Source organism: Arthrobacter bambusae (assembly GCF_022606295.1).
In the GTDB taxonomy this organism is placed as follows: domain Bacteria; phylum Actinomycetota; class Actinomycetes; order Actinomycetales; family Micrococcaceae; genus Arthrobacter; species Arthrobacter bambusae_A.
Genome location: NZ_JAHHZS010000011.1, coordinates 126,756 through 139,729 on the forward strand (window position 1 = coordinate 126,756; position 12,974 = coordinate 139,729).

A 12,974-nucleotide genomic window follows, 5' to 3' on the forward strand; every position below is an offset into this window, starting at 1 on the left:
AAGGAGAAACTCGGCATGAGGATCGTCGTCGATCTCACGAAATGCCAGGGTTACGCCCAGTGCGCTTTTCTTGCCCCGGATGTCTTCACGATCCAGGGAGACGAGGCGCTCACGTACGACCCGGACCCCGACGACGCACAGGGCACGAAGGTCCGGCGCGCTGCCGCTGCATGTCCGGTCCAGGCCATCCGGCTCGAACAGCCGCCCGCCCCGGGCACCCTCGATGGACAGTCCGGTCCGGACGTGGCTTACCAAACAAGCACGCGGCCCGGAATGTCCGACCCCGTGCTCAACAACGGAGGCGCCTTCAAGAAAACCGGACGGATCGTCATCGTCGGAGCCTCACTGACGGGACTCCACGCCGCAGAGGCGCTGCGTGAGGAGGGCTTCACGGGCTCCCTGACGTTGATCGGCGAGGAACCGCACGAACCCTATGACCGGCCGCCGCTGTCGAAACAGCTCCTCGCAGGGGCATTCCGGTCGGCGGACACTTCACTGCCCCAGCGCCGGGACATCGGCGCCACCTGGCGGCTGGGCGTGGCCGCGACCAGCCTCAATCTGGCGACGAAGCAGGTCCAACTCGCCGACGGCAACCGGATCGGCTTCGACAAGTTGCTGATTGCCACCGGCCTGCGCTCCCGCCCTTGGCCCAACACGGCGGAGGCCGCCCTTGCAGGAGTGCTGACGTTGCGCACCCAGGAGGACTCCGCCACCCTGCGCCACCTCCTCGCAGGCCATCCCCGTCGGGTGTTGGTCATCGGCGCCGGATTCATAGGTTGCGAAGTCGCTTCCGTGTGCCGCGAACTGGGCCTGCAGGTCACCGTCGCCGAGGCTGGTCCGGCTCCGCTCGTCGCTGCCTTGGGAGGCACAATCGGCGCAATAGCCGGCGAACTGCAACTCGAGAACGGCGTGGATTTGCGCTGCGGTGTCCGGGTCACGTCCCTTGAAGGCGATGCCACGGGGCAGCTGCGCCGTGCCGTTCTGTCGGACGGAACAACCCTTGAAGTCGACGTCGCGGTGGCCGCGCTGGGTTCCGTCCGCAATGTCGAATGGCTCGCGGATTCCGGATTGGCATGCGGAGTGTGGGGCGTCGCGTGCGACGCCGGCTGCCGCGCCTTCGACGCGAACGGACTGGTCACCGACGACGTCTTCGTCGCCGGCGACATAGCGCGCGCACCGCAGCCGATGTACGGATATCAATACCTCGCCGTCGAGCATTGGGGCAACGCCATCTCGCAGGCCGAAGTCGCAGCGCACAACATGGTCAGCCGGGAGACCGAACGGTGGCCGCACTTGGCGGTGCCGAAATTCTGGTCGGTTCAATTCGGCACCGAGATCAAAAGCGTGGGAGTGCCTTCGGCCGCCGACGAGGTCGCCATCGTCCAAGGGTCGGTGGCGCAGCGGCGATTCCTGGCCGTCTACGGGTACAAGGGCCGCATCGTGGCGGCGGTCGCCTTCAACCAGAACAAGTGGCTCGACTTCTACGAACCGCTGATCGAGCAAGCAGCCCCGTTCCCGCCGGCATTCCACCACGTCGACGAAGCAACCCATGCCGATCCCGTGCCGGCAGGGTTCAAAGCCGCGCCCAGCCCCACGCAGGACGCCACCGTCGTCGTCACCGGACACGATCCGAATGAACGCCGGGCGAGGCTGACCAACCCCGCCGCCGGCGAAACACCGTCACGCAGACCGGCGGAAAGCGCCGCGAGGACAAAGGAGGGGTCACCATGACCGTGGACAACATTTGGGAGCAGATCCTCGACTACTCACACAGGGCCAATCCCTACCCGCTATACGCTGAGCTCCGCCGGACGCCCGTGGCCATGCTTCAGGACGGCGCGTATGTTGCCAGCGGCTACGCAGAGATCGCTGCGCTCCTGCATGACCCCCGGGTGAGTTCCGACTTCAGCCACAACCCGGTCGCAGCCGCGGCGGCAGCCGGAGAGAACGGAGACGGCCCCGGCATGTCTCCGACGTTCTTGAGCATGGACCCGCCCGACCACGACAAGTTCCGGCGAATCACCATGCGACACTTCGGCCCACCCACGACGCCGGGCCGCGTCGCCGGGATGGAGCCAAGGATGACGGACATCGTCACGGATCTGATCGACAAGATGGAGGGCCGGACCGTTGACATCGTGGACGAACTGGCATACCCGCTGCCCGTCACCATCATCTGCGAGCTTCTCGGCGTAGCCCCCGGAGACGAACACCGGTTCCGGGCCTGGGTGGAAGTCGCCCTGCAATCCACCGACCCCGGGCTCGACCCGGAAACGCAACAGAAGAAGAGAGCCGAAGCCGGCAAGGAACTACGGGCCTTCATGGAAGAACTGGTGGAAGCCCACCGCCAGTCCCCGGGAAACGACCTGCTCTCTGCGCTTGCCACCGATGACGGCCCTGAAGGCCGCATGCCTGCCGATCAGCTGGTCAGCACCGGACTTCTCCTGCTCATTGCCGGACACGAAACCACGGTGAACCTCATTTCCAACGGGATCCTCACCCTGCTTCGCCACCCGCACGAACTTCGGAGGCTGCGCAACGACCCGGATCTGGCCATCCCGATGGTCGAGGAGCTGCTGCGCTACGAGCCGCCGGTCCATTTCATTCCGTTCCGCACAGCCCTCGACGATATCGACATCGGCGGAACGACCATCACGGCGGGCTCCTCGATCACCCTGCTCCTGGCCGCGGGAAACCGCGACCCCGCCCACGTCGCCGACCCCGACGTGTTCATCCCGGAGCGGCGCGACAACCAGCATCTGGGCTTTGGCGGCGGGATCCACCTCTGCTTTGGCGCCCCCCTCGCGCGACTCGAGGCGCAGACCGCACTCACGGCATTTGCCCGCAGGCTCGAGAACCCGCGGCTCGTGGAGGATCCGCCGAGCTACCGGCCGAGCCCGTTCCTGCGCGGGCCTTCGCACCTGCCGATCGACATCGACGGCGTCGTGGCGCGGCGCTAGGCCCCCGCGCCGTCCTATCCCAGGGTGGAGAGGGCCGCCGGAGCGCACTCGATTCTGACAGGGACGTTCGCATCAACGGACTTGACTTCGCCGTCGATCTGATAGGCCAGCGGCTCGATGGTGGTGAACGAATAGCTGCTCATGCTGGGCTGGTCCCCCAGCCCCATCGTGGCGGCCCGCAGCGCCATCAAGAGGACCCGCCATTTTGGCCTGTGGGCAAAGAGGACCACTTCGAATTTGCCGTCAGCGAGCTTGTCGTCCGCGTCGCTGAGCGTGGCGTACTTCGCCATCTCCGGAATGTTGGCGAGCACGAGGCTGTCCAAACGGCGGCGCTTGCCGTCGGCCTGGCGTATTTCGAAGGGCTCGAACTTGGAGAAGGTCCGCATCACGGAGACCATTTCCTTCAGGGCCCCCTTGCCGCCCTTTTCCAGGTCAATCGCCACGACCGGGGTCAGTCCAAAACCAACATAGGAGTGCGCGTACTCCGCGGGCGAGTCCGATCCTTTGCCTGTGTGGACGCGCAGCAAGTCGATGCTCCGCACACTGCCCGCGGCGATCGCTTCACCGAGCGGCTGGGTGCCGGTGCTCCGCCGGTGGTCATTGGCATTGCCCGCCCCAAGCACCGCGCAGACGGCTTGGGGATTTCCGCCCTGCATCACGCCGTTGACAACCTCGTTGTAACCGCCGTCACCGCTGACGGACACCACCAACACGTCCCCGCCGCCGCTCACCGCATCCCGTGCCAGCTCGATGGCATGTCCGGCGCGGGCGGTCGGCTGGAGCCTGATGTCCACCGGGTAGCTCAGCAGACCCTTCAGCTCACTCTGCAGACCTTCGGCCAGTCTGCGCGCATCCCCGGTGCTGTTGGGATTGAAAATGATGACGATCGATTCAAACGTCCGTGCAGAAGTCATGTGCCGCTCCGATTTTCGCTCGTGATCACTTCGCTAAGTGTACTTACAATCCTCCGCCGCACCCTACGGGCCGTCGGCGAGGACTGCTCTTACCCGGCTGAGCGCGCCTGGCTGAACTGAACAAGCAGCAAGGCCCGGTAGACTTTCGTGCCATCCTCAACCCCTTTCAGGGGTTCCGTGCGGGACGAGAAGCGAAAGCAGACCGATGGACAATCCAACACCACCGACCTCGCCTCGGCGTCCGCAGCCAGGGCGCCGTCCTTCAGCGGGCCGCACTCATCAGGCGCGGGCCAAAGTCACTAGCTACCCCGTGCCTGTCGCCATGGAGCCGGAGGGAGCCGTGCAGGACCCGTTGAAGCGGCCCGTGACGGAGCCTGATCAAGCCCAACCGCCGGCCCCTGCAAACGGCAAGAAGGCCAAGCGATCCAAACGGAAATGGCGCCGCAAGCTCTTGCTGGCCCTGATCACCCCGCTGGTCCTGGTCCAAATCATCGCCTTCATGTTCAGCATGGGCGTGACGCCGGCGCGCACCGCATACATGCTGGAGGCGGGTGAACCCAACGTCTACCAGTTCGTCTCGATCAACCATATGAGCCGGCACTTGCTGGCCGCGACCATCGCCCACGAAGACGAACAGCTCGGCACACGCAGCGGGGCCTTCGACCTCGGCGACCTCCAGGCGAGGGCCCAGGCATATTTCCAAGGAAAGCCCGACCCGAGCGGTTCCACGATCCCCCAGCAGCTAGTCAAGAACATCTTCCTCTGGGACGACCAAAACGCCGTCCGGAAGGGCATTGAAGCCGTCCTGGCAACCCAGTTCAGCTACACCTTGAGCCCTCAGCGCACCTTGGAGCTGTACCTGAACTATGCCCAGTTCGGCCCCCATCTGTATGGCGTCTGCGCCGCCAGCTGGTACTACTTCGGAACACCGCCGTGGAATATGACCGACGTCAATCCGCGCAGCTCATGGGCGTCCTTCCGCTGCCGGACCTGGTCAAGCGGGATCCCAAGGGAGGCATCTATCTGGGCGCGGGCGTCGACCCCGCCGTGTGGAACCTTGTGAACGGGGCCGCGAATGTCTGGGTCCCCCGGCAGCTCGTTGGCTTGGGCGGATGGCAAGGAGCCGTTGGGACGATCGGCATCTCGGACACTGCGGACAGCCATGCCGACCAGCGCTCCGACAACGACGCATGCTCGACCATGCCCCAAAGCGTGAAGGACCGCATTCAGGGCGAAGCCGGTTAGGTGTGCCTACCGGCGTCGAACCGGGAGCAAATCCCGCCCCGACGGGAGGCTCCGGGCTCAGCCACGCGGCGCCGGCAGGTCCAGGTTCCAGTGGCGCGAGACCATCAGCAGCCAGTCGACGTCGTCGTCGTGGCCTGCGCCCGCGGGTCCCGGGGTGATGAAGAAACGGGAGACAACGCGCTGCGAGCCCTCGGCGTCTCCGTAGAGCACGTCGACGGCGAAGCCCTCGCCAGCCGCTCCCGCGGTGGCGTTGCGGAAGTCGGCCGACTCCGGGTCCCGGATCGCGACCTGGCAGAATCCGGCGTCATTGGCTGGCACGTAGATGTCCCGGGTCAGCCGGTGGAACTCCCCCACCGGCGACAACGGAGCCCTGGAGTCCGGTGGAAGGTGCCAGCCGTGCAGGATCGCCACGCCCGCGCCGGCATTGCGCACCGACATCAGCAGGTACACAGCGTTGTCGCTGATCTCGAGAGCGGCATGGCCCCCGCGCACCACCATCCACTTGCCTTCCATGAACCGCACCTTCTGGGGCGCGTCAGACCAGTTGGAGGGCAACAGGATGGGGCGCAATCCATTCAGCAGGGCGCGCTCGGCCAGCCGTGCAGATCGGTTGGCCGATCTCGTGGAGATGAACGTCGCGACGGCGAGAACAGTCGTGCCAAGCGCGGTGCCGAGGTTGGAGAGCAATACCCAGTCGACCATAGCCACATTCAACGCCTGTCCCGCGTTGTGGGCAATCGACGTCGGATGTCTACGACGCCCGGCACGGGACCGGGCGCCCGGCGCTGTGCGTTACCGGCCGCCCTCGATCTTCCGGCTGCGCTGGTTCTGCGCCATCGGACCATACGGATAGACGCCGACGCGCGGTTGGCTGGCCTCCGTGAGCCGGCTTGTTTCCTCGGAGCTGAGTTCCAGGTCTGCCGCGGCCAGGTTGTCCGCGAGCTGTTCCGTGGTGCGGGCGCCGAGGATCACGGAGGTCACGGCGGGCCGGTCCGCCAACCACGCGAGTGCAACCTGGGAAGCACTGACGCCATGATCCGCTGCGATCTTTTCCACTGTCCCGATGACGTCCCAGGTGCGGGGGTCGTCGTTGCGGGCCTGCCATGCCTCCATGCCACGTTCCGGGTTTTCACCCAGGCGGGTGGCCCCGGTGGGCGGCACGTCGCGCTTGTACTTACCGGAGAGCCATCCGCCACCCAACGGCGACCACGGCAGCAGCCCGATGCCGGCATCCAACGACGCCGGGACGATTTCCGATTCGATTTCGCGGACGAGCAGGCTGTACTGGGGCTGCAACGTCACCGGCGCGCTCCAGCCAAAGGCCTTGGCCACGTGGACGGCCTTGGTCAACTGCCACCCCAGGAAGTTGGAAAAACCGTAGTACGCGATCTTGCCGCTGCTCACGGAGTCGTGCAGGAAACGCAGCGTCTCCTCCAACGGCGTAATGGGGTCCCACGCGTGCATTTGGTAGAGGTCGATCTGCTCCACGCCCAAACGGCGCAGCGAATCGTCCAACGCCCGGGTGAGGTGGCGGCGGGAGGTGCCGACGTCATTCGGTGCCGTCCCCATGGGGAAGCGGCCCTTGGTGGCCAGCACCACGCGGTCCCGCGCGTCGGGCCGCTCGGCCAGCCAGCGGCCGATGATCTCCTCCGATGCGCCGGCGCTGTAGACATCGGCGGTGTCGATGAAGTTGCCGCCCGCCTCGACGTAGCTGTCCAGGATGGCGCGGGACGTTTCCTCCGTTGCCTCGGCTCCGAAAGTCATGGTTCCCAGCGCGTAGTTCGAAATCACGGCGTCGCTGTTGCCCAAAGTGCGGTATTGCATGCTGTTCCTCAATCCTCGACGGGGGTAGTGCGGTTCGAATGATAGGTGCGCCATGTGTGTTCGGGCTCGAAACCGAGCAAGCGCCTGGCCTTGTCGATGGAGAGCATGGTCTCGTGCTCTTCCAGGTCCTTGACCACCTTCACGTCAGGGAACACCTCCGCAGCCAGGCTGGCACTGGACCGGCTCATGACGGTGTCCGCGTTCGCCACGATGAATGCCTCGAATCCGGGCTTGCCGTATTCAAGGGCCCGGGCCACGGCCTGCGCGCCGTCCCGGCCGTCGATGTAACCCCATAGGTTCCATTTACGCAGCCTCGCGTCGGCGTCGAAGGACGGGAACCGCTCGTAGTCCTCCACGTCCATGACATTGGAGAACCGGAGCCCCACGATACTCAGCCCAGGGTCCCAGCGCGTCAACTCGATGGCCATCTGCTCTTCGAGGTGCTTTACGAGCGAATAGGTGCTTTCGGGCCGCGCCGGGTATTCCTCATCCACCGGGATATAGGGAGGGTCGACGTCGAACGGCAGTCCCAGCACCGTCTCGCTCGAGGCGTAGACAATCTTCTTGATCCCGGCCCGGCGGGCCGCTTGGAACACGTTGTACGTCGAGAGCATGTTGTTCTCGAATGTCGCGACATCCGGGACGATGCCGGGTGCTGGGATGGCCCCCAGATGCACGACGGCGTCGAAGCCGCTGTGCCGGTCGTCCAGGCCCAGGAACACATCCAGCACCTGGCCATAGTCACGCAGGTCGACGATCGCCAGGCCCGGACTCCTTTCGCCCGCACGGTCCAGGTTCAACACCTGGTGGCCGTCCCCGCTCAGCCGGCGCACCACGTGCCGGCCCAGTTTTCCGCTTCCACCCGTCACTGCAATTCTCATCGGTACTCCTTCGATAGGCTTGCTGGTCTCCTCATCGACACTAGGGCAGAAACCGGCTCCTGCGCATGGCCCTCCGGATCCTAGGAACGTCAGGCACCCGCTCCCGCGGGACTAATCAAGGTGGGAGGATGGGCGCATGGAACTGCACATTACCGGCGACCCCGCCGCCGACCAGCTGCTCAGCGATGACGCGTTCGCACTTCTCATCGGCATGCTGCTAGACCAACAGGTGACCATGGAGTCTGCCTTCGCCGGACCCGAAAAGATCCGGACGCGCATCGGATCCATGTCCCCCGCCGCAATCGCCGAATATGAACCTGCAGGTTTCGTTGAGGTCTTCAAGGAGCGTCCGTCCGTCCACCGTTTCCCCGGCTCGATGGCCGGCCGCGTCCAGGATCTCGCCGCGACCGTTCAGCGCGATTGGAATGGAGACGCCACTGCCATCTGGACCCAGGACAACCCGGACGGCCAGGAGGTGCTCCGCAGGTTGAAGGAATTGCCCGGCTTCGGAGAGCAAAAGGCAAAAATCTTCCTGGCACTGCTCGGGAAGCAGCGCGGACTCCAGGCACAAGGTTGGCGCGAGGCTGCCGGCGCCTACGGCCAGGAGAGCGCTTTTCTTTCTGTCGCCGACATCGTGGATCCGGAGTCGCTGAGAAAAGTTCGCGCCAACAAGCAGGCTGCCAAAGCCGCGATCAAAGCGGCGAAGGCCTCCGGAAGCTGAGAAGCAGCGGGGCGGGTGTTCCCGCCCATATCGTGAAACGCTTGCAGCATGGATCTCGAAGTGTCGCCCGCGCTCACGATTCCGACGTCGGAACTCGGCTGGCGGTTCTCCCGCTCGCCAGGGCCTGGCGGTCAACACGTCAACACCTCGGACAGCCGCGTCGAACTGTCATGGAATGTCGCCGACTCGGCAGCGCTTTCCGATGACCAACGGCTGCTGCTGGTCACGCGTCTTGGACCCCGTCTCGTTGCCGGGGTGATCACCGTGGCCGCCTCCGAGCAACGGTCCCAGTTGCGGAATCGCGAAATCGCACTGGCCAAGCTCTCGCGCCTCGTGGCGGAGGGTCTTGCTCCCGAAGCGGCTGCCCGACGGGCGAGCAAACCCACCCGGAGCTCGAAGCGCCGGCACCGGGTCTCAAAGGAACACCGGGCGGCGACGAAACAACAACGAAAACGGCCGTCCGCCGAGTAGCTCGCTTAGCGAATCCCGCTGTCGACAACCAGCGTGACATGAACGGGGATCTGCGAGATGACCACCGTCTGGGTCGCCGTCGAAAGGTAACCGCCGATGTTGCTCGCCTTGATCACGTAACGACCGTCAGGCAGCGTGAGATGGAAGGAACCAGTGCCGTCGGTCCGTGTCGAGCCTCGGACAGCGTCCCCGTCCAAGGCGACAACCGCGGCGCCCGAGACGGGGCGCGGCGGACACTCCTGACCGACACGTTCGACGGGACATGCCGGGGCGGTCAGGACAATGCCGGTGACAACGCCGGTATGCCCCGCGTCCGGACCTCCCGGACCGGCGCATCCGCCCAACCACAGGGCCGCGGCCAGCAGGGTCACGGGGAATCGCTTCACTGCACTCACCAATATGTGTCGATTCAGGGCGCAGGGTGAAGGGGATCGATCCACCGGACTATTTCCGGTGGCTCAGCGGACTCGATATCCAGGTTGATGACTATTGGGTCCTGGCCGCTGCGGACAAGGACCCAATTGAGCGCCTCGGTCTGGCTTGCGTTGATCTCCTGATGGGGTACGAACGGCGGAACGAATATGAAGTCGCCCGGCCCGGCGTCGGCGACGAACTCCAGGCTGTCTCCCCACCGCATGCGTGCCCGGCCGCTGACGACGTAGATGACGCTTTCCAGTTCCCCGTGATGGTGGGCCCCGGTCTTGGCATCGGCATCAATGGTGACGGTGCCCGCCCACAGCTTGTTGGCTCCCGCCCGGGCATGCGTGATTGCCGCGGCTCTCGCCATGCCAGGGGTTTGGGGTGTGTTCGGATCGAGCTGCGAACCTGGAATGACTTTGACTCCGTGGTCGCGCCAATTCGGCTGTGAGTCAGGGCTCATTTTCATCCTCCGCGAAGCAGTGGCGGCACCCCTGAGACAATGATAGGCGCGTCAGTAGTGATGCGGTCGTCAGAGGTAGCTGCAGATCCTATCGGCGTCGCACGCCTCCGGATCCGCGGCAGCCGCGGCAGCGTGGTATCCGGCGACGGTGGTGCGCAGCGCGACGAGGTCGGCGATCTGCGCGTCGAGGTCGGCCAACTGCCCGGCCAGAAGGTCGCGAACATGGGTACAAGGGGCGCGGCCTGCGTCACGCAAAAGCAGGATTTCACGAATTTGCGCGAGTGCCAGTCCTGCGGCGCGCCCACGGCGGATCAAGTCGAGCCGATTGATGGTTTCGTCCGGGTAATCGCGGTATCCGCTGGCAGTGCGCTTCGCCGCAGGCAGCAACCCGTGCTCTTCATAGAATCTCAAGGCCTTGCTGGTCATACCCGCCGCCTGGGCAGCTTCACCGATTCGCACCATGCACCTCGTCTTCCCCCGTTGACCTCCACTGTAGGGGAAGGCGTTCATGGGGTGAAGGCGGACTAGCGCAAGTATTCAGCGAACTCCATTTCGAAGTACCTCTTCGCCCCCACCCCGATCACGGAGATTCTGCGTTCGCCGTCCTTGAACAGGAACACCGACGGAACAGAGCTAATCCCGAAGGCAACCGCGGTTTCGGGATTCTCGTCGACGTTGACTTTGACGACATCGATTTTGTCGGCGTATTCCACCGCGAGCTGTTCCAGGACCGGGAAGAGCCTGGTACAGGGTCCAGACCAACCCGCCCAGAATTCCACGACGACGGGTTTGGGTGACTTCAGCACCTCGGCGTCGAAGGACGCGTCGGTGACTTCCTTGGTTTTTGCCATGCTTTTCCCCCTATTGAATGGCCCGGTCTGTGATGCCGGACTACTCCTGCGCTCCGTCCCCTTCGCTGTCACCCCGACTGGAAGCCTGCCGTGCCCTCCACCTTCGCACCTTCCCCCAAGGGAAAAGTCAAGGGGAACGGCGGGCGGCCGGACTGGCGAGTCGAACGAAAACCCATCAAGCTAGGTAGGGGGTAATGAGGGAAGAACGCATTCCCTCCGCACAGGAAGGCCCCGCAATTCCCAGCCCAAAACGATCATTCAGTCCCTGGATCCGCACGTACCTCAAGGGCAGTGACGCGGGCCGCGCAGATGCCAAAGGCCTCGGCGCCCTCAAGCCTGTCGAGCCGGCCACCCGGCGGGAGGGCAAGCCCCTCCTCGGCGAAGATCAGGTCTATGTCATGAAATACGAAAAGGAGTACCACCCGGCGTGGTGCCGCGTCGTCGCCGAGAAATGGAGCAGCGCCCCCCGAGGCTTGCTCGTGACCCTTTTGGCCGACGTCGGGATGCGGACCAGGTGCCCGGAATGCGATCCATCCCTGAATTCGGCCATGGAGCCTCCCGTGCACGAACACGCAAGACATCCCCAACCCACCCGGCAGCCTGACCAGGTCATCCCGTTACGCGTCGTCGGGTTCTCCCACGGAGTCCTGTTCTTAGCGGCGGGGCCAAAATATCAAGAGCTCCTCAAGGGAACCGCCGTCGAGCCGGCCACCCCGCTGCTCGTCGATGGTCGACGGCACGGAATGCTGCTGCGGGTGGATGCTTCCCGCCAGGAGCCGCTCCTGGTGATCCAGATGGATCCCCGCTACAAGTTCCGAAACGGCGCCTATCAGGTGCGCTTACGACCTCCGCTGCAGCGCTCCGCCACCAAACCGTATGCCGTGGACTTCGTTGAACCGGCGGCGCGGGCCAGGCATGCCGCCCCGCACTGAATCCGCCGCGTCACCTCCCGACCACACCGGGCACCCGTTGAGTGAGGAACTCATCCCAGGTCTTCCGCCCGACGGCCATTTCCTCGGACAGGTTTGCACCCTCCCTGATCGCCTTGGCGGCCTTCCCCGGCATGTGAACGGGAACGAGAAGGCGTCGCTGACCGGCCGCGGAGAGATAGGAGCGGATGAGGTCTCGCATTGGATAGCAGAGCGGCCCGGCAAGATCGGGCACCAGGCCGGCCGGCTCATTGAGGGCCAGCTCCACGAGCCGGTCCGCGACCTCGCCGGCGTCCACCGGCTGGAACCGGAAGCCTTTCGGCACGGGAATGACGGGAAGCTTCGCCATGGCGCGCGCAGTCAGCAGCGTCAGTTCGAAGAACTGGGTTGCGCGGAGTGTGCTGAAGGGGCTCCCGGATCCTGCCACGACGTCCTCCGCATCCCGCAAGCGCGAAGCCACGAGCCGGCCAAGCGTGCCGGTACCACCCGTCACCAAGATCGTCGAACTCACCTCCGCTTCCCGTCGCATTGGCTCACACCGCGCCGCTGCCCGGCGGACCGCTGAGTACTGTGGGGACATACTCGAGCAGCTGGAGCCGACCATCGAAGGTCTTGCTCTCCACCATTTCGAGCGAAACGTCCGGATAGCCGTCGTAGATCCGCTCCCGACCGGTGCTGCCTGTGATCACGGGGAAGACGACCAGCCGGAACCTGTCCACGAGTCCGGCGCTCAGCAGTGACCGGCACAAGCTGACGCTCCCCAGAGTGCTCAAGGGTCCTGTCCGGGTCCGCTTCATCTCCGCCACAGCCCGGACCGCGTCCCCGGTGACAAGCTCCGAGTTCGGCCACGTCAGGGGCGCCTGCAACGTGGACGAGAAGACGACCTTCGGCACGGCGGCAAGGCCGGTGAGGGTAGCCCCCTCATCATCGGAGAATCCCGAGCTCGCGGCCGCCGCCTCCTCGGACATCCTGGACATCAGCCGGTAGGTGTTCGCCCCGAGAAGGAAGGTGTAGCCCTTCTCCCCCTCCTGCTGAAGCCAGTCAAGGTATTCCGGCCCCTCCAGGCCCCACCAGCCGGGCCATCCCACGGCCGAGGCATACCCGTCCAGGGAGATGATCAGGTCGACCATCAGCTCCGCTGAGGACGCAGCCGCAGTTGTCTCGCCCACGCCTCCTCCTCGAAGTTGATCGACGTCGGTCCCGCCCGGCCGCAAGGCCCGGGACGGACGGGTCCGGTGGCGGCCATGCTATCCCCGGAGCGGTCGGGGGTTCAAGGGACCGCGTTGACTCATTGAAAA

17 protein-coding genes are annotated in these 12,974 nt (G+C 65.1%); 7 read left to right on the top strand and 10 right to left on the bottom strand.

Annotation, left to right across the window (positions count from 1 at the left end):
• The first annotated feature begins 15 nt into the window (after positions 1–15).
• On the top strand, positions 16–1,731 hold the full coding sequence (locus KNN17_RS10050; protein WP_241708677.1) for an FAD-dependent oxidoreductase: 1,716 nt from the start codon (positions 16–18) through the stop codon (positions 1,729–1,731).
• On the top strand, positions 1,728–2,960 hold the full coding sequence (locus KNN17_RS10055; RefSeq protein ID WP_241708678.1) for a cytochrome P450: 1,233 nt from the start codon (positions 1,728–1,730) through the stop codon (positions 2,958–2,960). The genes KNN17_RS10050 and KNN17_RS10055 overlap by 4 nt, the downstream gene beginning before the upstream one ends.
• Positions 2,961–2,974: 14 nt before the next feature.
• Here KNN17_RS10055 and KNN17_RS10060 read toward each other — a convergent pair whose 3' ends face one another.
• Positions 2,975–3,874 (bottom strand): diacylglycerol/lipid kinase family protein, encoded by a 900-nt coding sequence (locus KNN17_RS10060; RefSeq protein ID WP_241708679.1) that lies wholly within the window; start codon positions 3,872–3,874, stop codon positions 2,975–2,977.
• A 364-nt stretch (positions 3,875–4,238) separates the two neighbouring features.
• Here KNN17_RS10060 and KNN17_RS10065 point away from each other — a divergent pair, with 364 nt between their 5' ends.
• Entirely contained in the window at positions 4,239–4,937 is a 699-nt protein-coding gene (locus KNN17_RS10065; RefSeq protein ID WP_241708680.1) for a biosynthetic peptidoglycan transglycosylase, read from the top strand.
• Entirely contained in the window at positions 4,934–5,119 is a 186-nt protein-coding gene (locus tag KNN17_RS10070) for a hypothetical protein (protein ID WP_241708682.1), read from the top strand. Before KNN17_RS10065 ends, KNN17_RS10070 begins: the two co-directional genes overlap by 4 nt.
• Positions 5,120–5,176: 57 nt before the next feature.
• Here KNN17_RS10070 and KNN17_RS10075 read toward each other — a convergent pair whose 3' ends face one another.
• From KNN17_RS10075 to KNN17_RS10085, 3 genes are all read right to left on the bottom strand, one after another.
• Positions 5,177–5,821, bottom strand: coding sequence for a hypothetical protein (locus tag KNN17_RS10075; protein WP_241708683.1), 645 nt, complete (start codon positions 5,819–5,821; stop codon positions 5,177–5,179).
• Positions 5,822–5,911: 90 nt separating this feature from the next.
• Complete coding sequence (locus KNN17_RS10080) at positions 5,912–6,943, bottom strand: aldo/keto reductase (RefSeq protein ID WP_241708684.1); 1,032 nt, start codon at positions 6,941–6,943, stop codon at positions 5,912–5,914.
• A gap of 8 nt (positions 6,944–6,951) precedes the next feature.
• Positions 6,952–7,824, bottom strand: coding sequence for an NAD-dependent epimerase/dehydratase family protein (locus KNN17_RS10085; protein WP_241708685.1), 873 nt, complete (start codon positions 7,822–7,824; stop codon positions 6,952–6,954).
• 136 nt (positions 7,825–7,960) lie between these two features.
• On the opposite strand from KNN17_RS10085, the gene KNN17_RS10090 reads away from it, so the two are divergent.
• Both KNN17_RS10090 and arfB read left to right on the top strand, forming a co-directional pair.
• Positions 7,961–8,545 (top strand): HhH-GPD-type base excision DNA repair protein, encoded by a 585-nt coding sequence (locus tag KNN17_RS10090; RefSeq protein WP_241708689.1) that lies wholly within the window; start codon positions 7,961–7,963, stop codon positions 8,543–8,545.
• Between the two features lie 48 nt (positions 8,546–8,593).
• On the top strand, positions 8,594–9,016 hold the full coding sequence (gene arfB / locus KNN17_RS10095; protein ID WP_241708690.1) for an alternative ribosome rescue aminoacyl-tRNA hydrolase ArfB: 423 nt from the start codon (positions 8,594–8,596) through the stop codon (positions 9,014–9,016).
• 5 nt (positions 9,017–9,021) lie between these two features.
• Here the strand turns inward: arfB and KNN17_RS22430 are convergent, their stop codons facing one another.
• From KNN17_RS22430 to trxA, 4 genes are all read right to left on the bottom strand, one after another.
• Entirely contained in the window at positions 9,022–9,402 is a 381-nt protein-coding gene (locus tag KNN17_RS22430) for a carboxypeptidase-like regulatory domain-containing protein (RefSeq protein WP_241708691.1), read from the bottom strand.
• A gap of 23 nt (positions 9,403–9,425) precedes the next feature.
• Positions 9,426–9,896 carry a cupin domain-containing protein gene (locus tag KNN17_RS10105; RefSeq protein ID WP_241708693.1) on the bottom strand — a complete coding sequence of 157 codons (471 nt, stop codon included), beginning with the start codon at positions 9,894–9,896 and terminating at the stop codon, positions 9,426–9,428.
• A gap of 69 nt (positions 9,897–9,965) precedes the next feature.
• Positions 9,966–10,355 carry a heavy metal-responsive transcriptional regulator gene (locus KNN17_RS10110; RefSeq protein WP_443627371.1) on the bottom strand — a complete coding sequence of 130 codons (390 nt, stop codon included), beginning with the start codon at positions 10,353–10,355 and terminating at the stop codon, positions 9,966–9,968.
• Positions 10,356–10,420: 65 nt separating this feature from the next.
• Positions 10,421–10,747 (bottom strand): thioredoxin, encoded by a 327-nt coding sequence (gene trxA, locus KNN17_RS10115; protein ID WP_241708695.1) that lies wholly within the window; start codon positions 10,745–10,747, stop codon positions 10,421–10,423.
• Positions 10,748–10,941: 194 nt separating this feature from the next.
• Between trxA and KNN17_RS10120 the strand changes: the two genes are divergently transcribed.
• Complete coding sequence (locus KNN17_RS10120) at positions 10,942–11,679, top strand: hypothetical protein (RefSeq protein WP_241708697.1); 738 nt, start codon at positions 10,942–10,944, stop codon at positions 11,677–11,679.
• Between the two features lie 10 nt (positions 11,680–11,689).
• Here the strand turns inward: KNN17_RS10120 and KNN17_RS10125 are convergent, their stop codons facing one another.
• Together KNN17_RS10125 and KNN17_RS10130 are read right to left on the bottom strand one after the other, a co-directional pair.
• Entirely contained in the window at positions 11,690–12,187 is a 498-nt protein-coding gene (locus KNN17_RS10125; protein WP_241708698.1) for a hypothetical protein, read from the bottom strand.
• Positions 12,188–12,209: 22 nt separating this feature from the next.
• Positions 12,210–12,806: a dihydrofolate reductase family protein gene (locus KNN17_RS10130; protein WP_241708712.1), complete on the bottom strand. Its 597-nt coding sequence runs from the start codon at positions 12,804–12,806 to the stop codon at positions 12,210–12,212.
• Between the last annotated feature and the right edge of the window lie 168 nt (positions 12,807–12,974).